Source organism: Maricaulis sp. (genome assembly GCF_030149425.1).
GTDB lineage: Bacteria > Pseudomonadota > Alphaproteobacteria > Caulobacterales > Maricaulaceae > Maricaulis.
Genome location: NZ_JASBRQ010000002.1, coordinates 1 through 24,616, shown reverse-complemented (window position 1 = coordinate 24,616; position 24,616 = coordinate 1). Strand labels below are relative to the sequence as shown.

The window sequence follows — 24,616 nt, the reverse complement described above, 5'->3', positions numbered from 1 at the left end:
AGCTTGCGCGGCATGAAACAGCCAATTGTCAGCGTCCTGCTTGCCCTGGCGAGTGCCCCCGCACTGGCCCAGGAAACCATTATCGTCACCGCCGACCGGACCGGGGAGGCGCGTGACAGCGCTGTGCTCGCTGCCGGAATTGTTGATGCTGAAGCGATTATCGAAACCGGTGCCCAGCATCCGGCCGAGCTTATCAACCGGGTGCCGGGGGCTTATCTGCACCGGGGCAATGGGGCCGAGCATCTGACGGCCATCCGTTCGCCGGTGCTGACCGGCGGCGCGGGTGCCGGGTCATTCCTGTATCTGGAAGACGGTGTGCCCCTGCGTGCGGCAGGTTTTTCCAATGTAAACGGGCTGTTCGAGGCTGTTCCGGCGCTCGCTGACGGTATCGAGGTGCTGCGCGGGCCGGGCAGTGCGCTGCAAGGCTCCAATGGCCTGCATGGCGTGATCAATCTGCGGCTGCCGGAGGCGGGGTCCAATTATCTCGAAGCCGAGGCCGGCTCATTCGGGCGTTATCGCGGACGCGGGATGAGCGCCTGGCAGGGCGGCTATGTCGCTCTTGGCCTGCAGCACGAGGATGGCTGGCGTGATGCGGCCGGCCTGGATCGCCAATCGGGTGTGGTGCGCTTGAACGGAACGGCCAGCGATGTCGATTGGCGCTTAACCCTTTCGGCCGTCAATCTCAACCAGGAGACAGCCGGTTTCATCTTCGGCACGGATGCCTACAAGGATGAAGCGGCCTCGCGGGTCAATGGCGATCCGGAAGCTTTCCGGGATGCCTATGCCGTGCGTGCGAGCCTGCGCCTGGACGGGCGGGCGGGTGCGTGGGACTGGACGCTGACACCCTATCTGCGCAGCAATGCCATGGACTTCCTGATGCACTTCCTGCCCTCCGAGGCGCTGGAGGAAAGTGGTCATGATAGCGTTGGCTTTCAGGCCTCTTTCAACCGGAACTGGGACGGAATTGCGTTGGTTCTCGGTGCCGATATTGACCGCACACGGGGCTATCTGCGTGAGACCCAGGAGCGTCCGACGATCTTCTCCTTTGTCCAGGGCGATCATTATGATTACGACGTCGATGCCGATGTCGCGGCCGTCTATGGCCAGACCCGGTGGTCGCTGAGCGACAGGCTCGACCTTCAGGCCGGTCTGCGCGTCGAGCATACGCGCTATGATTATCGCAATGCGCTGGACGACAATGTCGTTGGCCGCTTCCTGCGCCTGGCTGATCGTGAGGATGACTTCACCACGGTGACACCGCATCTCGGTTTCAACTGGAGCGTTGATGCCGCCGCGAGCGTGTTTGGCCGTATCGCCCGCGGCGCCCGGGCGCCGCAGACGGCGGAGCTGTACCGGCTGCAGCCCAACCAGATTATCGACGAGATCGATCCGGAGACGATTGACAGTATCGAGCTGGGCTATCGCCGGGGTTTTGCCTCCGGTGGGCGGCTGGAAGTCGTCGCTTTCTCCATGACCAAGGAGAATGTCTTCTTCCGCGATGCCGACGGGTTCAATGTCACCGATGGCAAGACCACGCATGACGGTGTTGAGCTGGAATTGTCCTACCCGCTATCGCCAGGTCTACGCCTCGATCTGGGGGCGGTCTGGGCCGAGCACCGCTATGCCTTTGACCGCAATGTCGGCAATCAGAGCGAAGTGGTCCGCGATGGCGCGGCCATCGATACCGCTCCGGAATGGCTCTGGAATGCGCGCCTGAACTGGGAGGTCACCGCCTCGACCCGTCTTGCGGCGGAATGGGTCCATGTCGGCGAATACCAGACCAATGCCGCCAATACCCGTGCTTATGACGGGCATGATGTGGTCAATCTGCGCGCCCGGCATGACTTCAATGAGGGCCTGACCGGTTTCATCGCGGTGCGCAATGCGTTCGATACGCGTTATGCCGAACGGGCGGATTTCGCCTTCGGCAATGATCGTTATTTCCCGGGTGAGCCGCGTGCGGTCAGCATCGGGCTGCGCTGGGAATACTAGGACGACCGGGGAGGGTTGTTATGCGGGCTGTTATTGCGGGTCTCGGACTGTGTCTGGTCGCGTCGACCGGGTGGGCCCAGGATTATTGGCCGCCGCGCGGCGATGAGGCCTGGGAGAGGCGGGCCCCGGAAACCCTCGGTTTCGATCCCGATGCGCTGCAGGCCGCGGTCCAGTTCGCGATCGATAATGAAACCCGGCCTCGCGACGGCTGGGAGGGCGTGGATGTCCGCGACCTCTCGGTCATGGTGCCGCTGACCTGGGCGTTCGAGCCGCATTCCAGCCCGCTCGGTGAGTTGCGCCGCCGCGGTGGTCCGGCGGGGATTATTCTGCGCGATGGCTATATCGTCGCTGAATGGGGAGATCTGGACCGGGTCGACATGACCTTTTCGATCTCCAAGACCTTCCTGAGCCATGTCGTCGGCATTGCTGTTGATGACGGGCTGATCGCCAGCGTCGATGACCGCGTCTCCGACTATGTTAGCGATCCGCTGTTCCAGACCGAGCATAACCGCGCCATTACCTGGGATCAGATGCTGCGCCAGACTTCGGGCTGGTGGGGCACGTTGTGGGACAAGCCGGCCTGGGCCGATCGCCCGGCCCGTGACAACCCAGCGCGCGACCTGGTGGCCGGTCCGCCAGAGCCGGGTGCGGCGTGGGAGTATAATGACGTCCGGGTCAACGCGCTGGCGCTCGCCGCCCTGCACGTGTTCGAGCGGCCGCTGCCGGATGTGCTGGCGGAAGAAATCATGGAGCCGATCGGTTCATCCGGGACGTGGGAATGGCACGGCTATCACAATTCCTATGTCGAGATCGACGGGGAACGCATGTGGTCGGTCTCAGGCGGCGGTCATTGGGGCGGCGGCATGATGCTGTCCGCCTATGACCAGGCCCGGCTGGGCCTGTTGGGCTTGCATCGCGGCAATTGGGGCGGTGAACAGATCTTGTCGGAAGACTGGTTCGAGGCGTCGCTGACCCCGACCGCTATGGCGCCGCACTATGGCTATATGAACTTCTTCCTCAATCGCCCCGATATCGACGGTGCGACGATCTCAGTAGAGGCTGCTCCGCAAACGAGTTTCGCTTATCTGGGGGCAGGGGCCAACATGGTCTATATCGACCCCGAGCATGACATTGTCGCCGTCGTACGCTGGATTGAAGCGCGCGAACGTGGCGCATTCATCGAGCATTTGATGGCCGCTATCCGCCCGTAAGCCGAGCATGGACTGGGCGCCGCTCTCGGTCAGCGGCGGCAGGAAAAACACGGCGAATGCCAGGACGATATAGACAAGAATGGTACGCATAACGACAGCCTCCCTAGCGTGTAACGCACGATTCGGGAAATTCGGTCGTTTAAGGTCGTGAATGATTTATGCGATGGTCTGAAGCAATTTATTACGATTGCGAACCATTGCCCGGGATGAATCGTTCACTCATGCTGTGACGGTCGCCTGGATGGGTCAAACGAGCATAAGTCACAACGCTTTGCGCCTGGAACGTGCGGCGTTCAAGGATCAGGCAGGCTTGCCCGATTGCCGTGTCCAGCCGCTCTGCCGTGACCGTATCCGCATTATGTGCAGACACTGTGTGCTCAGCCTCGGTCCAGGGGGCGACCGAAAGCAACCAGGCGCCCGGGCTTGAGCGGTCAAAGGCCGCTGAACGGGCCTCGGGCAGAAGGGTGAGGTTGATCCAGCGTTCTTCCAGCTCGACCACATCTTCATCGGCATAATGCCGGCACAGGATACGCTGCACCGGGCTGCCGGGCTCAAGGCGCATGCGCTTGGCCGTTTCCTCGTCGGCAGAGATCGTCTCATTGACCAGGCACTCATAGCTATAACGCTGGCCGCGGCCCGGAATGAGGCTGGACATGTCGACGATTTCCAGCATCGCAGCGGGTGGCGGGGGCAGGGCGACAAAACTGCCGGCCCGGCGGCGCCGGATGATCAACCCTTCATCGGTCAGCTCGCGCAGGGCGCGGTGGACCGTCATGCGGGCGGCGCCAAAATGGTCGGCGAGGTCTTCTTCGCCCGGGACACGGTGACCCGGCGCCCAATCTCCCGATCGGATATTGACCGACAATGCGCGTTTGATCTGCTCATAGACGGCACCCTGTCCGTCCAATTCAAGTTGTTCGCGCCATTCACTCATTGACTAACCGGCCCAATTGCGAAGCCGTTTCAGCGTTGCCCCGAAACGCCGCTCGACTTCATCGCGTGCTATCGCACGTCCGTTTTCAACAATGTTCCGGCCAGAGACATAGACCGTTTCGATGCAGCGTCCATCGCCGCTGAATATCCAGCTGCTGATTATCGCAGTTGGGTCGCTGGCGCGCAGAACCGGCGCATCAGGATTGAGGGTGACAATATCGGCCGGCTGTCCGGTTTCGATCTGGCCGGAGCCCTGGGCGATGGCCTGGGCGCCGCCCTTAGCGGCGCGGGTATAGAGGGCGCTCGCGGTGTCCTCGCCGGGACGGGCCAGGACGTTGCGTTCACGGACCTGCAGGCGGTGTCCGTATTCGAGCAGACGCAACTCTTCGGCGAGGTCAATGCGGATATGGCTGTCACTGCCAATACCGAAACGGCCATCGCGGGCCAGAAAACGCGGGGCCGGAAAGATGCCATCGCCCAGATTGGCCTCGGTAATCGGGCACAGGCCGGCCACAGCCCGGGTGCGGGCCAGGGCATCGGTCTCGGCATCGGTCATATGGGTCGCGTGTACCAGGCACCAGGCCTCATTCACCTCTGCCTGGTCGAGCAGATAGGCAATAGGGGGCGCCCCGTGTGCCGCGATGCAGGCTTCGACCTCCGCGGTCTGTTCAGCAATGTGGATATGCACCGGCGCGCCCTTATCCAGGCTGAGGAGCGCTTGCAGGTCCGCCATATCAACCGCGCGCAGGGAGTGCGGCGCCAGGCCGGTCTTTGCCCGCGGCAGGCCCGCGACAGCATCACGGGCTGAATTATAAAGGGCGGCATACCGGTCCAGATCATTTGTGAACCGGGCTTGCCGCGGCTGTGCCGGCTGGCGGTCAAAGCCGGACCATCGATACAGAACCGGCATCAGCGTCAGGGCAATACCGGTCTGGGACGCCGCCGCGATGATACGCTCGCTCATCTCGGCGGGGGCGCCATAGGGCTGCCCTCCGGGTTGATTGTGCAGATAGTGAAACTCGCCAACGCTGGTGAAGCCCGTTTCCAGCATGTCGCAATAGGCCAGGGCGGCGATGGCCTCGAGATCGTCCGGCCCCAGCCGGGCCACGAAGCGATACATCAGCTCGCGCCAGGACCAGAAACTGTCTCGTCCTGCCGTGCGGAATTCGCTCAGACCGGCCATGGCCCGCTGGAAGGCGTGGGAGTGCAGATTGGCCATGCCGGGCAGGCCGATCCGATGAGGCCTGTCGCCTGTCTGCGCAGCCGTACCAGGCTCAATCGAATGCACCCGGCCATCATCGTCGATAGCGACGCGGACATGTTCGGCCCAGCCGGTTTTCAACAGGGCATGGTCAAAAAACAGGTGTTTCATCTTCGCTCGGCCAGTGGACAGCGCTTCGACTTCTTATTATTTGCATATACAAATAATGCCAAGCCGGGATCGCCGCATGCGACTGGATAAACTTCTGACTGATGTGAACCTCGCAACCATGGTGTCTGATGACGCTGGCGGGCTGGCGGAGGTGCACGATGGCGCGCTGGGCATAATCGGAGACCGGATCGCCTTCGCGGGACCACGAGCAGAGGCGCCGGGCGACGCCATCGAGACCATCGGCCTGGACGGGCGCTGGGTCACGCCTGCATTGGTGGATTGCCATACCCACCTGGTTTTCGCTGGTGACCGCTCGGACGAGTTCAAACGCCGGCTGGATGGCGAAAGCTATGAGGAAATTGCCCGCTCCGGCGGCGGCATTGCCCGGACCGTCCGGGAGACCCGGAAGGCCGGAGCTGCCGAACTGGCCGCTGCTGCCCTGAGCCGATTGGATCAGCTCGCGCAAGAAGGTGTCGGCACCGTTGAGATCAAGTCGGGCTATGGCCTCGAGTTCGAGAGCGAACTGGCCATGCTCAAGGCGGCGCGTGCTTGCGGCCTGGCGTCGGGATTGCGGGTCGTGACGACCTTGCTGGCCGCCCATGCCGTACCGGCCGAGTTTGCCGGCCGCGCCGATGATTATATCGATGACGTGTGTTTGCCGTTGATCCGTGAGGCGGCGCGGGAAGGGCTCGCCGATGCGGTAGACGCTTATTGCGAGAGCATTGCCTTCTCCGCCGATCAGACCCGGCGGGTTTTCGCGGCTGCTCGGGATGCGGGATTGCCGGTCAAACTTCATGCCGACCAGTTCAGTGATAGCGGCGGTGCGGCGCTGGCCGCGGAGTTCGGCGCGCTGTCAGCGGATCATCTCGAATATACCAGCGAGCAGGGCGTTGCGGCGCTGGCACAGGCGGGAAGTGTCGCGGTGCTGTTGCCCGGTGCCTTCTACACGCTGCGCGAAACGCAATATCCTCCAATAGCGAGCTTGCGTCAGCGGGGCGTGGCGATGGCCGTGGCGACCGATGCCAATCCCGGATCCTCGCCGCTGGTCTCGCTTCTGACCGCGGCCAACATGGCCTGCACGCTGTTCTCCCTGACGGTCGATGAGGCCTTGGCCGGCATCACCCGTGAAGGGGCCCGGGCCCTGGGTCTGGAACGCGATATCGGGACGATTGAAACCGGCAAACGCGCCGATCTGGCGATCTGGGATGTGACCCATCCGGCCGAGCTGATCCAGTGGATCGGTCATCGACCGCTGCATGCAAGAATTCTGAGTGGAGAGTGGCAATGAGCCAGGTGGTGATAAGGCCGGGCGGCATGGACCTGGCCGATTGGGAGCGGGTCTATTCCGGCTCCGGCTTTGCTCTTGATCCGGCCGCGCGGGTGGCTGTTGATGCTTCGGCGCAAAGCGTTGAACGCCTGATCCGATCGGGTCGCACTGTTTACGGGCTTAATACCGGTTTCGGCAAGCTGGCGCATACGCGTATCGCGCCGGATCAACTCGGGCTCCTGCAACAGCGCCTCGTTGAGTCCCATGCCGTGGGGCTGGGCGAGCCGCTGCCGGCTGCGGTTGTGCGTCTGATCATGGCCCTGAAGCTGGCCAGCCTGGGGCGGGGCGCTTCGGGGATCCGCTGGTCCACCCTGATGACGCTGCAGGCCATGGCCGAGGCCGGCGTTACGCCGATAATCCCGGAAAAAGGTTCGGTCGGGGCGTCCGGCGACCTGGCCCCGCTGGCGCATATGACGCTGGCCATGATGGGCGGTGGCGATGCTGTCTACCGGGGCGAGCGTATGCCGGCGGCCAAAGCTCTGGCGGCGGCCGGGATCACCCCGGTCGAGCTGGCTCCGAAAGAGGGGCTGGCGCTGCTCAATGGCACCCAGGTTTCCACGGCGCTGGCCCTGGCCGGCCTGTTCCAGCTCAATACAGCCTTCTCCAATGCGGTGATTACCGGCGCCCTGAGCGTTGATGCCGCGAAAGGCTCCCTGGTGCCCTTCGACCCGCGTATTCATGCGCTGCGCGGGCAGCAGGGGCAGATCGAAATTGCGGCCGGTATCCGGGCTCTGCTGGCAGGCAGCGAGATCGTCAGCTCGCATACCGATTGCGAAAAAGTCCAGGACCCCTATTGCCTGCGGTGCCAGCCCCAGGTGATGGGGGCGGCGCTAGATCTGATGCGGTCTGCGGCGCGTGTGCTTGAGGTTGAAGCCAATGCGGTGACCGATAATCCGCTGATTTTCCCGGACCAGGACGAGGCCTTGTCGGGAGGAAATTTTCACGCCGAACCCGTCGCCTTTGCCGCCGATCAACTGGCCCTGGCAGCGGCGGAAATCGGCTCGCTGTCGGAGCGCCGGGTGGCGCTTTTGACCGATGCGAGCCAGAGCCGGTTGCCGGCCTTTCTCTCGCCGGAGCCGGGTCTCAACTCGGGCTATATGATTGCCCATGTGACAGCCGCGGCCCTGGTCTCGGAAAACAAGCAGCGGGCTTATCCAGCGAGTGTCGACAGCATTCCCACCAGCGCCAATCAGGAAGATCATGTCTCCATGGCGACGCATGGCGCGCGGCGCTTGCTGGACATGGCCGACAATCTTTGCGGTGTGCTCGGGATCGAGTTGATCGTGGCCGCTCAGGCGCTCGATTTCCATGCGCCGCTGTCCACATCGCAGCGCCTGCGGGCCGTGCACGACCGCGTCCGCAGCGACATACCGGAGCTGCGCGATGATCGCTATCTCGCCCCGGACCTGGAGGCCGCCAAGCGTCTGATCAGCACCGCTGTACTGGCTGATGGCTTGCCCGGAGCCGTGCAGTGAGTGTTGTGCGTGAACGCTCCGGCTCCGGGCCGCTGGTCGTCTCCATGCCGCATTCCGGTCTCCAGCTCGCGCCGGGGCTTGCGGCAAGGCTGACACCGGCCGCCGCACGCTTGCCGGATTCGGACTGGCACATCCCCGAGCTCTACGATTTTCTCGACGCCTTCGATCCGACCATCATCGCGGCGCAGTATTCACGCTATGTGGTCGACCTGAACCGGGACCCCGGCGGGCAATCGCTGTATCCCGGGCAGGCGACGACGGGATTGGTGCCGGTGGAGCTGTTTGACGGCGGCCCGCTTTACCGCGAGGGCGAGGTGCCCGCAGCCGATGAGATCGAGCAGCGCAAACAGGATTATTTCCAGCCTTATCACGAGGCGCTGGGTGCGGCCCTGGATCGTGCGGTGAAGCGCCATGGCTATGCGGTGTTATGGGATGCGCACTCGATTGCCAGCACGGTGCCGCGATTGTTCGACGGGGCTTTGCCGGACCTCAATCTGGGAACCTATTCAGGCGCCAGCTGCGACCCGTTGATCGAGCGCGCCGCACGCGCGGAACTGGCCTTGGCCGACGGATATAGCTCGGTGTGCAATGGCCGCTTCAAGGGCGGCTGGATCACCCGCCATTACGGCCAGCCGCAGCGGCAGGTTCACGCCCTGCAAATGGAGATCGGGCAGGACGCCTACATGTCGCCCGCTCCTGATTTCACGTTCGACCCGGACCGGGCGGCGCGCTTGCGCCCGGTCCTCAAATCCATCATCGCCGCAGCGCTTGACGCTGCCGCAGACCTTTACGCCGGAGCCTCAGCATGACCGGAACCCGTCTCGACAACGCCCGAACCATTCGCGCCAAGCATGGCAGCGAGCTTGATGCGCTGCACTGGGGGGCGGAAGCGCCGCTGCGCATGCTGATGAACAATCTCGACCCGGAAGTGGCGGAAAAGCCCGAAGAGCTGGTGGTTTACGGCGGTATCGGCCGGGCGGCGCGTGACTGGGAGAGTTATGACCGGATCGTCGCAGCGCTGAAACGGCTGAAGGAAGACGAGACGCTGCTGGTTCAATCCGGCAAGCCGGTCGGCGTGTTCCGCACCCATAGCGATGCGCCGCGGGTATTGCTGGCCAATTCCAACCTGGTGCCGGGCTGGGCCAATTGGGAGCACTTCCGCGAGCTCGATAAGGCCGGTCTGATGATGTACGGCCAGATGACGGCGGGGTCGTGGATCTATATCGGCAGCCAGGGCATCGTGCAGGGCACGTATGAGACCTTCGTTGAGGCCGGCCGGCAGCATTATGGCGGTGATCTGACCGGCAAATGGATCCTGACCGGAGGGCTTGGCGGTATGGGCGGCGCCCAGCCGCTGGCAGCCACCATGGCCGGGGCCTCGATGCTGGCCGTGGAATGCCAGCCGAGCCGGATCGAGATGCGGCTCAAGACCGGCTATCTCGACAAGCGCGCCAATGATCTCGACGAAGCGCTGGAGATGATCAAGGCGGCCTGTGCCAAAGGCGACGCGATCTCCGTCGGCCTGCTGGGCAATGCGGCCGAGGTTTTCCCCGAACTCGTGCGCCGCGGTGAACGTCCCGACATGGTCACTGATCAGACTTCGGCCCATGACCCGGTCAATGGCTATCTCCCGGCCGGCTGGACGCTGGAGGAATGGGACGCCAAGCGCGAAACCGCCCCGGAAGAGGTCGAAGCGGCGGCCAAGCAGTCGATGGCCGTGCATGTCCGCGCCATGCTGGAGTTCTGGAAGCAGGGCATTCCGACCCTCGACTATGGCAATAACATCCGTCAGATGGCGCAGGATGAAGGGGTCGAAAATGCTTTCGACTTCCCCGGTTTCGTGCCCGCCTATATCCGCCCGCTCTTCTGTCGCGGCGTCGGGCCCTTCCGCTGGGCTGCGCTGTCCGGGGATCCGGAGGATATCTACAAGACCGACGCCAAGGTGAAGGAGTTGATGCCGCACGACACGCATCTGCACCGCTGGCTCGACATGGCCCGGGAGCGAATCCATTTCCAGGGCCTGCCGGCCCGGATTTGCTGGGTCGGGCTGGGTGATCGCCACCGTCTCGGACTGGCCTTCAACGAAATGGTGGCCAAGGGCGAATTGTCCGCACCGGTCGTGATCGGCCGCGACCATCTCGATAGCGGGTCGGTAGCGTCACCCAACCGCGAAACCGAGGCGATGAAGGACGGGTCCGACGCCGTCGCTGACTGGCCGCTGCTCAACGCGCTGCTCAATACCGCATCCGGTGCGACCTGGGTGTCGCTGCATCATGGCGGCGGGGTTGGCATGGGTTATTCCATGCATTCCGGCCAGGTCGTGCTCTGTGACGGCAGCGAGGCAGCGGCGCGGCGGGTCGAGCGGGTGTTGTGGAATGACCCGGCGACGGGCGTCATGCGCCATGCCGATGCGGGCTATGAAATCGCGGTTGATTGTGCCCGGGAGCAGGGGCTTGATCTGCCCAGCCTGGATTAGACCGGGCGCGCTTAGGGCAGGGCCCGGCGGGCGGTTGACAGACGTGTGGAGGGCCTGGCCGTAACCGCGTCGATATCGACCGCACCGGCTTCCTGTTGCATCTGCTCAATCCAGGTTGGAACACCCGTCATAAAGTCCGGGATCGCCTCGAGCGGCATCGGCTTGGACAATAGGAAGCCTTGCAGATAGCGGGCGCCAAAGGCGGTGGCGTAGGCCATCTCCTCGGGCTTCTCGATACCTTCCACCACGCATTCCATACTGAGCGATTTCGACAGTGAGATCAGCGTACGCAGGATCTTTGCCGCCGAGGCTTCGCTCATCAAGGGTTTGACGAAACTGCGGTCGATTTTCAGCTTGGAGACGTGCAGGCGCTGCAGATAGCTGAAATTGGAGTATCCCGAGCCGAAATCGTCCAGCGCGATCGAAACACCGCAGGCCTGCAGCTCACCCAGTGATCGCGAGGCGAAATCCTGATCATCCAGCATCGCTGTCTCGGTGATCTCGAGCTCCAGCCGCGTCGCGTCAACACCGCTGAGCCGGATCTGTTCGGCGATTTTCTGCACATTGGCTTCCGACATCAAATCGTGAGCCGAGAGGTTTACCGCCAGGCGCGTACCCCCGGGCAGGTCGGCCAGCGCCTTGAGGGCCTTGCCCAAGAGGACATGGGTCACCCGGCTCATCTGCGTGGTGCGTTCGGCCGCGGCGATGAAAATGCTCGGGGGAACTGCGCCGAGCTGTTCGTTATTCCAGCGCCCGAGGGCCTCGAAGCCGGAAACGCGATTATTGACCAGGTCGAATTGCGGCTGGAAGACGAGAGAGAGTTCATTTTCCAGATCGGCCTGGCGCAGACAGCGGTCGACATGATTGACATTGGCCAGGTCGACCTCGTCCCTTTTGGAAAAGACTACCGCTTCGCCCCGGCGCTCATTCTTGGCCTGATAGAGAGCATGATCAGCTCGCTCGATCATGGCGCTGGCTTCCAGATCCGTCCGTTCACAGACATAGACCCCCGCCGAGCCGGAGATCCGAACAACGCCCGCCGGCAATGAATAGGGCAGGGAGAGTGCATCGACGAGCCGAGAGGCGATGCGGCGGACCTCTGCCGTCTGGGCCGGATAGTCCGCGAGGACAGCGAATTCGTCGCCTCCCAACCGTGCGGCCATGGCGCCCTTCGGACTGGCGGCCTCGAGCCGCCCGGCCACGGCGCGAAGAAGATCATCACCAGCGCTGTGCCCATAGACATCATTGACGGGCTTGAAGCCATCCAGGTCGACAAGGATAAGGAGAAACTTGCGTCCGCTGTCGCGCAGACCGTCGAGGCGGTCTTCAAAGCCATCAAAAAAGCTGCGCCGGTTGGGCAAGCCGGTCAGCGCATCCTTGACGGAAATCCTCAAGGCCTCCTCGCGTTCCTTGACGGCTTCCAGGCGCGCAGAAACCGCGTTGAATATCGCTCCGCGGATGAGCGTTGTTGCTGCCACTGCCCCCAGAACGCCGGCAACAGCAACCGATATATATTCAAAGATCAGCTCTGGCGTGTTGATCCAAACCACACCAAGCATGGCGATAACGCAAAGCGCCGTCCAGAACATCGCCATTCGGAAGCTGGGGGTCATGAGTGCGAAAGCCGGCATCATGATCGCGAAATACATCAGATTTTCCGCTTCAAAGCCGATCAGCAAATGGGTCACTGTATTGCTGAAAAGGGCCAGGCAGATCACCGCGCTGCACACTTCAAGCTGGAAGGAGGTGCGATTTTTGCGGGTCCAAAGCCACATCACGCCGCTGGCCACACCGAAAAAGATCGCCAGCGGGCCCATCACCATTTGCCCAAGGCCTTCGGAAAAGCCGAAGCGCTTGATGGCATTGAAGGCAAAGAAGGCCATGCCCACCAGTCCCGCCCCATTCACGATCGGGCGGAAGGTGGTCACGAGTTCGTCTTGGATTTGCGCGTTCTTCTCAGCCGAGTTCACGCTTGGCCCCACTTGTTTTTATTCCCGGCACTCTTACCCGGAGCGCCTTAAGGCTGAGCAAAAACCTAGTCATACGATATGAGCGGATGCACGCAGGAGGCGGTTTGAAGGGCGTCACAGGTAAGCGGGATGACAACCGCCGCCGGGCTGAATAGAAGGGGCGCAACTCATCCTGATTTGGAGCTGCGTCATGTCCTCTGCCTTTTACGATTTTCTCGCGGGCGAATTGAAACAGATCGAGGCCGACGGTCTGTACAAGCGCGAGCGCGTCATTACGTCGGAGCAGTTTTCCGAAATTGATGTGCGTGAGGACGGGCAGGACAGTCATGTGATCAATTTCTGCGCCAATAACTATCTCGGCCTCGCCAATCGCCCGGAATTGATCGACGCCGCGAAGGCAACGCTGGACACACATGGTTTCGGTGTCGCCTCGGTGCGCTTTATCTGCGGCACCCAGGACATTCACAAACAGCTCGAAGCCAGGATTGCGGCATTCACCGGATGCGAGGACGCCATTCTCTACGCCGCGGCTTTCGACGCCAATGGTGGCGTGTTCGAGCCGCTGCTTGGACCGGAAGATGCGATTATCTCTGACGCGCTCAACCATGCCTCCATCATCGATGGCGTCCGCCTGTGCAAGGCCAAGCGTTATCGCTATGCCAATTCGGACATGGCTGATCTGGAAGTACAGCTGAAACAGGCGCGCGCTGACGGCGCCCGTCACATCCTGATCGTCACCGATGGCGTGTTCTCGATGGATGGTTATATCGCTGACCTTAAATCTATCGTCGCGCTGGCCAAGCAATATGACGCGCTGACTATGGTGGATGACTGCCATGCGCACGGTTTTATGGGGGCCAAGGGGCGCGGCACGCCGGAGTATTGCGGCGTTCTCGGCGAGATCGACATCATCACCGGTACGCTAGGCAAGGCGCTTGGCGGCGCGATGGGCGGGTTCACCGCTGCGCGCAAGGAGATCATCGACATGCTGCGGCAGCGTTCGCGGCCCTATCTCTTCTCGAACTCGCTGGCGCCCTCGATCGTCGGGGCCTCGCTGAAAGCGCTGGATATGGTGGAGCAGGGCGACGACCTGCGCGCCCGCCTGCAGGACAATGCCAAACGCTTCCGGGCCGGGATGAGCGCTGCGGGCTTTGACCTTCTGCCCGGTGAGCACCCGATCATTCCCGTTATGCTGGGCGACGCTGCCCTGAGCCAGAAAATGGCCTCCAAGCTGATGCAGGAAGGCGTTTATGTCATCGGCTTCTTCTATCCGGTGGTGCCCAAAGGCAAGGCACGCATCCGCACGCAAATGTCTGCCGCGCATACGCCGGAAATGATCGATCGCGCCGTCGCCGCCTTCACCAAGGTCGGCAAGGAACTCGGTGTTATCTAGGGCTAACGCGTTTAGACATTGCTGATTTGTGAGTTGCGATCACGGCGCGCGCGCGATGTGTTCGGGAAGATCACTTGCGCTTTGTCCGGAGGCTTTTCATGCGCTTACAGCTTATCTCCTTGTTGGCGCTTTCGGCTGTGGCAGCGCCAGTCGCGACCGCCCAGGACTTGCTGATCGAGAATGTTACCGTGCTCTCGCCGGAACGTGCCGCGCCGCTGGACGGTTATTCGGTGCTGATCGAGGACGGACGCATCACGGCTGTGTCCTCCTTGCCATTGTCGGCAGCTGAAAATGTCACCGTGATCGACGGTGCCGGAAAATACCTGACGCCGGGTCTGATGGACAGCCATCACCATGTCTCCTTCGTGCCCGGCATGGGCGCTATTGGCGTCGGAGTTGCTGCAGCGAATCCGGAGCTTACGGCTGCTTATGTCGAACAGCAGCCGCGCAGCCTGCTCTATCACGGCGTGACGCAAATCCTTGATCCGTCACCGCTCAATGCTTGGCAGACATTCGAGGATCAGCCTGTGCGCCCGGACTTCTTCCGATGTGGGGAAATCCCCACGCCGGGCGGATATCCCGGCAATCAGCTGGGTGAGGGTGAGCGCGCTGCCTTGTCGAGCTATGAGATTGATCCCGCCCTGGAAGGTGAGGCCGCGCGGGTAACGCGGGAAATCGCTGAGGATGGCGCAATTTGCGTGAAGATTTATGTCGAGGACGGGTTTGGCGATGCCAATGCCTGGCCGGTTTTCGACACCGCATTGATCCGCGAGCTGGTCGATGCCGCTCATGACTATGGCCTGCCGGTGGTAGCGCATGCCAATGCGGTCGATATGTACCGCCATGCCCTGGATGGCGGTGTCGATATCATGGCGCATGGTATGTGGAACTGGAACTGGCCGGATGGCGAAGCGCCAGTTGTCGAGACGCTTGATCGCCTTGTCGCCGACGCTGTCGGTTACATGCCGACCCATATGGTGATGACCGGCATCTCCCGACATATGCTTCAGGGGACACTGGATGATCCGGGTTTTCTCAATGTTGTGCCGCCGTCTTTAATGGCCTTTTATCGTGCTGGCGGATCCGATTTTTTTAGCGAGGAACTGGCATCGGATTTCCCTCCTGAAATGCCTGCAGAGGAGGTCGGCTCTATCCTCGGTTATGGTGTCGGCCGCGCCCAGGCGGCAACAGGTTATCTGCACCAGCGGGGACATCCGATCCTTTTGGCGAGTGATTGTCCGGGTTCGCCGACATTTGCCAACCACGCGGGCCTGTGCACGCTGCGGGAAATGATCTCGATCGCTGAGGGCGGCGTGTCCCTGGCGGCCGTGTTTGAAGCCGGTACGATCAATAATGTTCGCCGTTTCGGCCTCGAAGCTGATTACGGCACGGTTGTACCGGGAAAGATCGCCAACTTGCTTTTATTGCGTGCAAACCCGCTTGAGACGGTAGAGGCGTGGGATAGCATTGAGACTGTGATCCTGCACGGACGCCCGATCCAGCGGGAAAGTTTGCGAGCCGGTCAGACCTCGTCCAACTGACCCCGGATTCTCACTTCTCCATTCCCTCTATTGTGCAGGAGCGAAATCGCTAACCTGTTGTCATCGCGTGGGTAATTCCCCACGATCGGACAGGAGAGCTGTATGAAAATCGGATCCATTATCACCGTTGGCGTGCTCGGCGTCGCTGTGTTGGGCGGTGCGCTCTGGGGCTTGCCGCAATATGGCGTCTGGCAGCAGGAATTGGCCGGCCGGGCTGAACTGGTGCGGGCAGAACAGAACCGTCGTATCGCTGTTCTCGAGGCCCAGGCGCGGCTCGAAGCCGAAGAGCTCAATGCTGAAGCTGAGGTGGCCCGGGCCCGGGGTGTGGCTGAGGCCAACTCCATTGTCGCGGAAGGACTGGGCGGACCGGAGGGCTATCTGCGCTATCTCTGGATCCAGTCGCTCGGTGAAAACGGCCAGGACGTGATCTATATTCCCACCGAGGCCGGACTGCCGATCCTGGAAGCCTCGCGGCCGATCGCGCGTTGAAAGCGATAGGGGGAAAGCGATAGTGGGAAAGCAATAGGCTGATCAACGGGCGGGGCTTGCCTCCGCCCGTTTCGCATGGGAGCGTCGGGCAAAACCCCGGGGGAGGTTCCATGTCACTTTCACGCATTTTTTTGCTTTTCAGCCTGGCCCTGACCGTGGCGGCTCTGGTTCTGGCCTATTTGATGGGGCAGCCGGCGCCGGCTGGAGCCGCGGCTCTACCTAATGGCCATGAGCGCGAAATCCTGGCGCTGTATTTTGCCAGGTCGCTCGACGATCTGGCCTTCATAACCGGTGCCGAAGGGGCGGCTTTGCGCGAATACATGATCGGGGTTCAGGCTCTGGACATGTATTTTCCCTTCGCCTTTGCCGGCCTTGCGGCCTGCCTGTTTGTGGCGCTCGGCCTGCGTGGGGTTCATCTGGCTTGGCTCGGTGCCCTGGTGGCGGTCTTCGTGATTGGCGCCGATCTGGCCGAGAATGAGGTGGCCAACCGTATCCTTGCAGACCTTGAAGCCGGCGCAGATCCGACCGAGCGGCTCGATGCGCTCAATTCCCACAGCTGGATCAAATGGTGGGCCATTGCCGGCTATATGGTCTGGATGAGCCTTGTCTTGTTGCTGGAAAAGCGGCGCATTCTGGCCCTGTTTCCGGTGCTGGGCGCCGTCCCGATTGCGATTGGCTGGTTCACTCAGCCTGATGGGAGCGTCATGGCCATGACCTATCCGCTGCTGGTTGTTGCAATGCTCTCTTTTCCTGTCATCGCAATCGTCTATCTTCGCGCCGGAAAATAAGAACGGCGGGAGATCCCATGAAAGCGCTGGTGAAGGCCAAGGCTGAAGAAGGCATCTGGATGAGCGATGAACCGGTCCCTCAGATCGGTCCGGATGATGTCCTCATCAAGATCCGCAAGACCGCCATCTGCGGCACCGACATCCATATCTATAACTGGGATGACTGGGCGCAAAAGCATGTGCCGACGCCGATGGTGGTCGGGCATGAATATGCCGGCGAGATCGTCGAGGTCGGCGGCAATGTAAAGCGGGTCAAGGTCGGCCAGCGCGTCTCCGGCGAAGGCCATGTCGTCGGCGATACATCCCGCGCGGTGCGCGCCGGGCGCTTCCACCTTGATCCGGAGACCCGCGGCATCGGCGTCGACGCGCCGGGCGCGTTTGCCGAATACCTCAAACTGCCGGCCTTCAATGTTGTGCCGCTGCCGGAGGCTGTCACCGATGAGCTTGGCTCTATCCTCGATCCGCTCGGCAATGCGGTCCATACGGCACTGAAGTTTGACCTGATCGGCGAAGATGTCCTGATCACCGGTGCGGGCCCGATCGGCATCATGGCCGCGGCAATCGCCCGTCATGTCGGTGCGCGCCATGTCGTGCTGACCGATATCAATACCCACCGCCTGCATCTGGCCAGCCAGGTGGCGCCGAATATCCGCACGGTCGATGTCTCCCAGGAAGATCTGAAAGACGTCATGCACGAGCTGAAGATGAGCGAGGGCTTCGATGTCGGCCTGGAAATGTCCGGTGCCGAGCCGGCCTTCAAAACCATGCTCGACAACATGATCATGGGCGGAAAGATCGCCATGCTCGGCCTGCCGGCCAAGCCGATCCCGGTGGATTTCGGTCAACTCGTCCTCAAGGCCATCACGCTGAAAGGCGTCTATGGGCGCGAGATGTTCGAGACCTGGTACAAGATGATTGCCATGCTCGAGAGCGGTCTTGATGTCAGCCGCGTCATCACCCATCGCTATGGTGCGGACGACTTCCAGAAGGGCTTTGACGCCATGCGCTCGGGCAAGTCTGGCAAGGTGATACTCGATTGGGGCTAGAGGGCAGGGATGAACCGGTCCGTAAGGTTGATCTGAAGCGGGCGCTGCTCGACGCATTTTTTTGGGGCGTGGTCGGCTTTCTTCTCGGCTTTGCCACCTCGGAGTACAGCGATTGGCGCATCGGATTGGTGCTTGCGGTGTTCCTGTGCACCGGTGTGATCCTGCACCGCTATTATGTGAGCTGGCTCGCGCCTAATCTGGAGCGTATCCCGGGACCGGTGGGGATGTTCCTGAGAGGTTGGCTGGTATCCCAGCGTTTCTCGCTGACCATGTTCCTGGTCATCTATATGATGGTGCTTCTCTTTGCCTATCTGTTCTATGTCAGATTATTCGGGGATTTGATTTGACTGATAAACGCGTGCCACTGGAAAACGTGGTCGATTATCCGCCGGAGCAGATGCTCTCGCGGATCACGGATTTTACCACCGATCTCAAGCGTCGCCGCACGGTGCGGGATTTCGATGACCGGCCGGTCGACCGGGCCATTATCGAGCAGGCGATCCAGGCGGCGGGATCGGCCCCGTCCGGCGCCAATCACCAGCCCTGGCACTTCTCCGTCATCGTCGATGCGGACAAACGCAAAGCGCTGCGCGAGGCCGCAGAGGCCGAAGAGCGCGCCTTCTACGAGGGCAAGGCGGGCGATGAATGGCTCGAAGCGCTCAGGCCCCTGGGCACCGACGCCGACAAGCCTTTCCTGGAAACCGCCCCGGTGATCATCGCCGTATTTGCGCAAAAACGCGGCGGGGTTTCGGTCGAGGACAGCAAGAAGAATTACTACATCAATGAAAGCGTCGGCATTGCCTGCGGTTTCATGCTTGCGGCCCTGCATCAGGCCGGCCTGGTGACGCTGACCCATACGCCCAATCCGATGCGCTTTCTCAACGAGGTCTGTGACCGGCCGCTCGACGAGAAAGCCTACATGCTCATCGTCGCCGGGCATCCGACCCCGGACGCCACCGTGCCCGAGCATGCGCTGATCAAGAAATCTCTCGACGACATCTCCGGCTGGGTCTGACACCCGCAGCCGGTACCAACATGCCGCCAAAACGAGAACACCCGGACCGTGAGGCTGGCCCGGGTGCTCCGTCCTTGGGGAGGAGACGCGTTTGTCTGTTTTATCCGGCGGGGAGGGAACGCCGGGTTATGACCGCACGCGCGAGCGGATCGCTGTGAAGGACCAGATCAGGGCGATGATCCAGCCAATGCCGGTCCAGCCCAGAAGCAGGTTGGTCAGGAAGATCGCGAAGGTGTTGTCGTGGCCGCGCAAGAGCGCAATCAGCGTCGGCAGGAAGCCGATGATAAAGCTGACGATGACAATTTCCGGTCCCATTCCTGTTCCCATGTTCGCCCAGGCCGTGCTCTGCCCTGGTCCTTATCGAATTACGATATGAATTTAGGAGCCGGCCCCGTCTGGCGCAAGGGGGGGTAAGGGGGGAACGTGCGGATTGGCGTCCCGGCTGTTCCTAGCCCTAAAAAGGGAACGGCCGGCAGAATGATCTGCCGGCCGTGTCGTGTACTCGGATGGATGGACGCGCTTACGCGTCGACCGCCGGGAATTCGTAATCCTTGTAGATTTCCCGCAGCTTGGTCTTCAGCATCTTGCCCGTAGCGCCGATCGGCATGGCGTCGATGAATTCGATCCCGTCCGGGATCCACCATTTTGCCACCTTGTCGGCGAGGAAGGCGCGAATGCTCTCGGCATCCTTCGGCGCACCGGCCTTGGCCTGGACGACGAGCAGCGGGCGTTCCTGCCATTTCGGATGCGGCATGCCGACTGCAGCGGCCATTTCCACATCCGGATGGCCCATGGCCTCGTTTTCCAGGTCGATTGAGGAAATCCACTCACCGCCGGACTTGATGACGTCCTTGGAGCGGTCGGTAATGGTCATGAAGCCGTCGCTGTCGAGATAGGCGACATCGCCGGTCATGAACCAGCCGTCTTCGGTGAAGCTTTCCGCACCGGCCCCCTTGAAATAGCCGGACGCGATCCACGGACCGCGGACCTGGACATGGCCGGAGCTCTCGCCGTCCCAGGGCAGTTCCTTGCCTTCATCATCGACAATGCGCATGCCGACGCCGAACACCAGACGGCCCTGTTTCAGCTTGATCTTGATTTCTTCCTCGCGGTCGAGATCGCCATGCTTGGGCAGGGCGGCATTGACGGTGCCGAGCGGGGACATTTCGGTCATGCCCCAGCCTTGCTGCATGGTCACGCCATATTTGTCCTCGTAAGCGCGCAGCAGGGCTTCCGGCAGGGCCGAGCCACCGATCAGCACGCGCTTGATGCTGTCGATCCGCTTATTATTCTGTTCGAGGTAGTTCAAAAGGCCGAGCCAGACCGTCGGTACGCCGGCGACATAGCTGACTTCCTCTTCCTCGATCATGGCGTGCAGGTTCTCGCCATCGAGCTGCGGGCCCGGCATGACCAGTTTCGCGCCATTCATCAGCGCCGCGTAGGGAATACCCCAGGCATTGACGTGGAACATCGGAACGACCGGCAACAGAACGCCGCTGGCGCCAACGCCGATCACGTCTGAAGCGGAACAGGCCAGGGCGTGCAGGATGGAGGAACGGTGGGAGTAGAGGACGCCCTTGGGGTCGCCCGTCGTGCCGGACGTATAGCACAGGCCCAGCGCGGTGCGTTCGTCAAAGACCGGCCAGGTGAAATCCGAGGACTTGCCACCGATCAGAGTCTCATAGCTGCGGCACTCGGTCTGCACGGCACCGAGATGAGCGTCTTCCGCCATCAAGATCCAGTGCTTCACATTCGGACAATGCTGGGCGATGCCATCAATCAGCGGAGCGAACTGGATATCGAAGAAGACAGCCTTGGCCTCGGCATGGGCCAGCATCCAGATCAGCTGTTTCGGGTCGAGGCGCGGATTGACCGTATGTACGACCGCGCCGATGCCGGAGATGCCGTAATAGAGCTCGATATGGCGGTGGGAGTTCCAGGCGATGGTGGAGACCACATCGCCTTGCTCGATGCCCAGATCCTCGATCAACGCATTGGCGAGCTGCTTGGTACGCTCGTGCGTGGTGCGATAATTCTGGCGATGGGTTTGGCCACTCTCAGGCAGGCGTGTCACGATCTCCTGGTCGCCATGGCATTTGCTGGCGTGGACCAGAATGTCCGAGATCATCAGCGGACAATCCATCATCAGTCCGTGCATCGTCATCTCTCTCCCCTTTATTCAACCGGTTGGGCGTTTTGGTATTGTCTTATCAAAAGGCTTCTCGCACGGCGGCGCAATCCCTTTGCACGGCGTAACGATATTGCTTATGGCTTTGGCGGCAAGAGCCCCAAACAGGCAAATTTTGGAGAATCTTCATGCCCTTCGATGAGAGCGAGATCCCGGTCTACGCCGATGTGGAGGAGGCGGCGGCCCGCATTAAGGGCCAGGCAGTTCGCACACCGCTCATGCGCAATGATGTTCTTGATGAGCGCACCGGGGCTAGGGTTTTCGTCAAGCCGGAAGCCTTGCAGCGCACCGGCTCCTTCAAATTCCGCGGTGCCTATAACCGTATTTCCCGTCTGAGCCGGGATGAGTTAGAGCGCGGCGTGATGGCCTATTCCTCCGGCAATCACGCCCAGGGCGTTGCCGCAGCGGCGCGGCTTTTGGGCTCGCATGCCAAGATCCTGATGCCCTCGGATGCGCCCGATGTGAAAGTACAGGGCGTGCGCTTCTGGGGCGGCGAAGTGGTCAGCTATGACCGCTATAGCGAAAACCGCGAGGAAATCGGCGCCCGCATCGCCCGGGAGGAGGGCCGCACGCTGGTGCCGCCCTTTGAGAATAAATACATCATTGCCGGTCAGGGCACGGCCGGCCTGGAAGCAGTCGAGCAGCTGCGCGACGCCGGGGCGAGGCCCGACCACGTGCTGTGTTGTGCCGGCGGTGGCGGTCTTATTGCCGGCGTCGGGCTGGCGGTGAAACAACATCACCCGGAGGCACAAATCTGGGCCGCCGAACCGGTCGATTTCGACGATATGAAGCGAACCATTGAGACCGGTTCAAAAGTGACCAATGACAAGCTCGCCGGTTCAATCTGCGATGCCATTATCACGCCGACCCATGGCGATCTGACCTGGAGCATAAACTCGCACCAGCTCGCAGGCGGCACGGCGGTGAGTGATGACGAGGTGCTCGCCGCCATGGCCTTTGCCTGGCGCCATCTGAAAATCGTCGTCGAACCGGGTGGGGCGGTCGCTCTGGCATCGGCCCTGACCGGCAAGATTGATCTCGCCGGCAAGACGGCCCTCGTCATCATCTCCGGCGGCAATGTCGACCGGGCGATGTTTGAACGGGCGCTGGAGCGCGGCGAAATCTAGTTCGACGGATCAGGCGGGTTGGAACCGGCCCGCAGATCATCCTCGATGGTCAGCGCGGCCGGGGCATCATCGGCCAGTCGCGTCCGGTAGACCTGCATGTTCTCAAGCACGCGCATAACGTAGTTCCGCGTTTCCGAGAAGGGGATGCTCTCGACCCAGTCGATCGGGTCGACATCGGGATCGCGCGGATCGCCATAATCCTGAATCCAGCGACGCACGCGATGGCCGCCAGCATTATAGGCCGCCAGCGCCATGACATAATTGCCGTCATACTCGTCGAGCACTTCTGCGAGATGGTGCATGCCCAAGGTCAAATTGTAGTCGAGATCATCGGTCAGCCAGTTGCGGCGATAGCCTTCGCCGATTTCCCGGGCAGTCTGGCGCGCGGTGGCCGGCATCAACTGCATCATGCCACGGGCGCCGGCGCCGGAAACGGCCTGCTGGGAGAACTCGGTCTCCTGGCGGATCACGGAGTGAACAATCTCGTCGGACGGGCGGGAAACCCGGGCGCCGGTCTCGGGCAGATCAATGGTCGGATAGGCGCTTTGCGGCAGGACCATGCCGCGCTGGCGCGCGGCCTTGGCCGCCCGGACTGACTGGCGTGTGTAGAGATATTCATTGGCCAGATCCGCGAGCAGCACAGCGTCTTCCGGAGTATCGACCAAATCGTCCATGCGATAGCTGAAGAGGCGGTAGTAATAGTCTTCACCCTGCTCGGCCAGGCGGCGCATGGCCTGGATTTCAAGCCGGTTCTCAAACGCATTGCGGCTCTCAAGAGAGGGCACAGGGTCGGCCTCGAAGGCGAGCTGGGCTTCCTCGCCCGCCAGCTGGGCAATGGCGAGCTGGCCATAATAAGCCGTGCTGTGTTCGCCGGCCTCGGTGTAATACTCGGCTGCCATGACCGGATCGCCTATGGCATCGGCAGCGCGGGCCATCCAGTAGGCCGCACGCGACACCGAAACAGTGGTGGAGACATTTTCCCGAAGCTGGCGGAAATGAGCCATGGCCTCCGGCGCGCGGTCGAGATGAACCAGGGCCAGCCAGCCGGCGAGGAATTCGGCGTCGGCGAAGTCGGCGCCCCGTTCCATCCCATGGGCCCGGGCCAGCTCATAGGCGGTCTCGAAATCCTGGTCCCGGATCAGGGTCAGGATCATCAGCTTGCGCTCGGTCCACATCAGGTCGAGCGCGTTGGTGTCGGTGTGCGCGTCCGGCAATTGCAGCAAGAGCGGCAGTACACTGTCGCGCAGACCGGAGCGGCGGCGCCAGCGGGCGCGTTCGAAGACCAGACCGGGGTCATTGCGCAGGCTCGCGGGGACGGCATCAACGGCGCGGTCAACACCGCTCTGGCGCCCAGCGAGGCGAAGCCGTGCTTCGGCCACCCGGCGATTGCCACCTTCGAGAAGCGGCACGACGCGGCGCGCGGCGGTGCGCTGGCCCGACCAGATCAGATAATCGACCCGGGCGAGATGATCTTCCTCGGTAAAGCGATCCGTATGGGTGCGATAGACCCGGCGTTGTTCGGGCAGGGGCAGGCGGCCGGTCCGCCAGGTCTCGCGCAGCAGGGCCTCGCCCTCATCGACCCGGCCCATATCCATCAGGGCTTCGGCATGGGCGATGCGTCCTCGGCCGGTGGCCGGCGGGTTGTTTTCAAACCAGCTGACGATGAAGGGAGCGGACAGTCCGGAGGTGGAAATCTTCGATTCCGCTTCAGACCGGATGAAGCTGTCGCGCGGCCAGTTGTCGAGTTCGCGCAGCGACATGTCGAGTTCGAGGAAGGTAGCGCGCGGGTCGTTCAGCGCGATCATCCACAACAGGACGGCGCGTGAAGCCGGATCGGTCAGGCGGTCGCGGGCGTCGCGGACATCGCTCCATTGATCATCTTCGGCAGCATCAAGTCCCTCACGGAACAGATGGAAATCGGCATCATTGAGAAATGCCGAATGGTTTTCAGGGACAGGCCGCATACGCGGCGTCGGGGTCTGGGCCATGGCGGGGGCCATGACTGCCAGCATTACAAGCACAGTGAGGCTACGGGCGATCATCGTTCGCAATACGCGTCCTGGGGTTTGGGGCGAGATCACTTCACCGCAATCAGACGCAGCTGTCCAGCCTTGTTGAGAAAGCTTGGCCCGGACCGATTGCCCCGATATGGTCCGCCGCCTCATAATCAGCTTTCGAGATTGAAACATGTTCAAGGGCTCCATCACTGCGCTCGTCACGCCTTTCAAGAACGGTGCCGTCGATGAAGATATGGTTGCCGCGCTTGCAGAACG

The 24,616-nt window shown here is 61.9% G+C and carries 21 protein-coding genes; 14 read left to right on the top strand and 7 right to left on the bottom strand.

The genetic code is table 11. The annotated features are described in order from the left end of the window. The first annotated feature begins 12 nt into the window (after window positions 1-12). Window positions 13-1,992: a TonB-dependent receptor gene (locus tag Q1V57_RS00155; RefSeq protein ID WP_300526769.1), complete on the top strand. Its 1,980-nt coding sequence runs from the start codon at window positions 13-15 to the stop codon at window positions 1,990-1,992. Between the two features lie 20 nt (window positions 1,993-2,012). After that, window positions 2,013-3,203, top strand: coding sequence for a serine hydrolase (locus tag Q1V57_RS00150; RefSeq protein WP_300526768.1), 1,191 nt, complete (start codon window positions 2,013-2,015; stop codon window positions 3,201-3,203). 181 nt (window positions 3,204-3,384) lie between these two features. Here Q1V57_RS00150 and Q1V57_RS00145 read toward each other — a convergent pair whose 3' ends face one another. Further along, a complete protein-coding gene (locus tag Q1V57_RS00145; protein ID WP_300526767.1) occupies window positions 3,385-4,137 on the bottom strand; it encodes a UTRA domain-containing protein in 753 nt (250 codons plus the stop codon). Window positions 4,138-4,140: 3 nt separating this feature from the next. Continuing rightward, window positions 4,141-5,508 carry a formimidoylglutamate deiminase gene (locus tag Q1V57_RS00140; RefSeq protein WP_300526766.1) on the bottom strand — a complete coding sequence of 456 codons (1,368 nt, stop codon included), beginning with the start codon at window positions 5,506-5,508 and terminating at the stop codon, window positions 4,141-4,143. Window positions 5,509-5,584: 76 nt separating this feature from the next. Between Q1V57_RS00140 and hutI the strand changes: the two genes are divergently transcribed. Genes hutI through hutU form a run of 4 tightly spaced genes read left to right on the top strand, consistent with a single transcriptional unit; the run spans window position 5,585 to window position 10,786 of the window. After that, entirely contained in the window at window positions 5,585-6,796 is a 1,212-nt protein-coding gene (gene hutI, locus Q1V57_RS00135) for an imidazolonepropionase (protein ID WP_300526765.1), read from the top strand. After that, window positions 6,793-8,310 carry a histidine ammonia-lyase gene (gene hutH, locus Q1V57_RS00130; protein WP_300526764.1) on the top strand — a complete coding sequence of 506 codons (1,518 nt, stop codon included), beginning with the start codon at window positions 6,793-6,795 and terminating at the stop codon, window positions 8,308-8,310. The genes hutI and hutH overlap by 4 nt, the downstream gene beginning before the upstream one ends. Beyond that, a complete protein-coding gene (gene hutG / locus Q1V57_RS00125) occupies window positions 8,307-9,119 on the top strand; it encodes an N-formylglutamate deformylase (protein ID WP_300526763.1) in 813 nt (270 codons plus the stop codon). The genes hutH and hutG overlap by 4 nt, the downstream gene beginning before the upstream one ends. Next, the gene (gene hutU, locus Q1V57_RS00120; RefSeq protein ID WP_300526762.1) at window positions 9,116-10,786 is read left to right on the top strand and encodes a urocanate hydratase; all 1,671 of its coding nucleotides are present in this window, start codon (window positions 9,116-9,118) and stop codon (window positions 10,784-10,786) included. The genes hutG and hutU overlap by 4 nt, the downstream gene beginning before the upstream one ends. Window positions 10,787-10,797: 11 nt before the next feature. On the opposite strand, the gene Q1V57_RS00115 is transcribed toward hutU, so the two are convergent. After that, window positions 10,798-12,714, bottom strand: a complete 1,917-nt coding sequence (locus Q1V57_RS00115) for an EAL domain-containing protein (protein WP_300526761.1) — start codon at window positions 12,712-12,714, stop codon at window positions 10,798-10,800. Window positions 12,715-12,946: 232 nt separating this feature from the next. On the opposite strand from Q1V57_RS00115, the gene kbl reads away from it, so the two are divergent. The 7 genes from kbl (at window position 12,947) to Q1V57_RS00080 (ending at window position 19,028) form a co-directional block, all read left to right on the top strand. Continuing rightward, window positions 12,947-14,149 (top strand): glycine C-acetyltransferase, encoded by a 1,203-nt coding sequence (gene kbl, locus Q1V57_RS00110; protein ID WP_300526760.1) that lies wholly within the window; start codon window positions 12,947-12,949, stop codon window positions 14,147-14,149. A 98-nt stretch (window positions 14,150-14,247) separates the two neighbouring features. Beyond that, window positions 14,248-15,690 (top strand): amidohydrolase family protein, encoded by a 1,443-nt coding sequence (locus tag Q1V57_RS00105; protein ID WP_300526759.1) that lies wholly within the window; start codon window positions 14,248-14,250, stop codon window positions 15,688-15,690. A gap of 102 nt (window positions 15,691-15,792) precedes the next feature. Continuing rightward, window positions 15,793-16,179, top strand: coding sequence for a hypothetical protein (locus Q1V57_RS00100; RefSeq protein ID WP_300526758.1), 387 nt, complete (start codon window positions 15,793-15,795; stop codon window positions 16,177-16,179). A 110-nt stretch (window positions 16,180-16,289) separates the two neighbouring features. Continuing rightward, entirely contained in the window at window positions 16,290-16,967 is a 678-nt protein-coding gene (locus Q1V57_RS00095; protein WP_300526757.1) for a hypothetical protein, read from the top strand. Window positions 16,968-16,984: 17 nt separating this feature from the next. Then, window positions 16,985-18,013, top strand: coding sequence for an L-threonine 3-dehydrogenase (tdh, locus tag Q1V57_RS00090; protein ID WP_300526756.1), 1,029 nt, complete (start codon window positions 16,985-16,987; stop codon window positions 18,011-18,013). Continuing rightward, entirely contained in the window at window positions 18,004-18,360 is a 357-nt protein-coding gene (locus Q1V57_RS00085; RefSeq protein ID WP_300526755.1) for a hypothetical protein, read from the top strand. Before tdh ends, Q1V57_RS00085 begins: the two co-directional genes overlap by 10 nt. A gap of 50 nt (window positions 18,361-18,410) precedes the next feature. Next, window positions 18,411-19,028 (top strand): nitroreductase family protein, encoded by a 618-nt coding sequence (locus tag Q1V57_RS00080; RefSeq protein ID WP_366145042.1) that lies wholly within the window; start codon window positions 18,411-18,413, stop codon window positions 19,026-19,028. Window positions 19,029-19,154: 126 nt separating this feature from the next. On the opposite strand, the gene Q1V57_RS00075 is transcribed toward Q1V57_RS00080, so the two are convergent. Next, the gene (locus Q1V57_RS00075) at window positions 19,155-19,343 is read right to left on the bottom strand and encodes a superinfection immunity protein (RefSeq protein ID WP_300526753.1); all 189 of its coding nucleotides are present in this window, start codon (window positions 19,341-19,343) and stop codon (window positions 19,155-19,157) included. Window positions 19,344-19,548: 205 nt separating this feature from the next. Then, on the bottom strand, window positions 19,549-21,192 hold the full coding sequence (locus Q1V57_RS00070; RefSeq protein ID WP_300526752.1) for a long-chain-fatty-acid--CoA ligase: 1,644 nt from the start codon (window positions 21,190-21,192) through the stop codon (window positions 19,549-19,551). 152 nt (window positions 21,193-21,344) lie between these two features. Between Q1V57_RS00070 and Q1V57_RS00065 the strand changes: the two genes are divergently transcribed. Further along, window positions 21,345-22,343 carry a threonine/serine dehydratase gene (locus Q1V57_RS00065; RefSeq protein ID WP_300526751.1) on the top strand — a complete coding sequence of 333 codons (999 nt, stop codon included), beginning with the start codon at window positions 21,345-21,347 and terminating at the stop codon, window positions 22,341-22,343. Here Q1V57_RS00065 and Q1V57_RS00060 read toward each other — a convergent pair. After that, the gene (locus Q1V57_RS00060; protein WP_300526750.1) at window positions 22,340-24,385 is read right to left on the bottom strand and encodes a lytic transglycosylase domain-containing protein; all 2,046 of its coding nucleotides are present in this window, start codon (window positions 24,383-24,385) and stop codon (window positions 22,340-22,342) included. The two genes, Q1V57_RS00065 and Q1V57_RS00060, sit on opposite strands and share 4 nt — an antisense overlap. Window positions 24,386-24,434: 49 nt before the next feature. Further along, a partial coding sequence (locus Q1V57_RS00055; RefSeq protein ID WP_300526749.1) for a hypothetical protein occupies window positions 24,435-24,616 on the bottom strand: 182 nt, incomplete at its 5' end.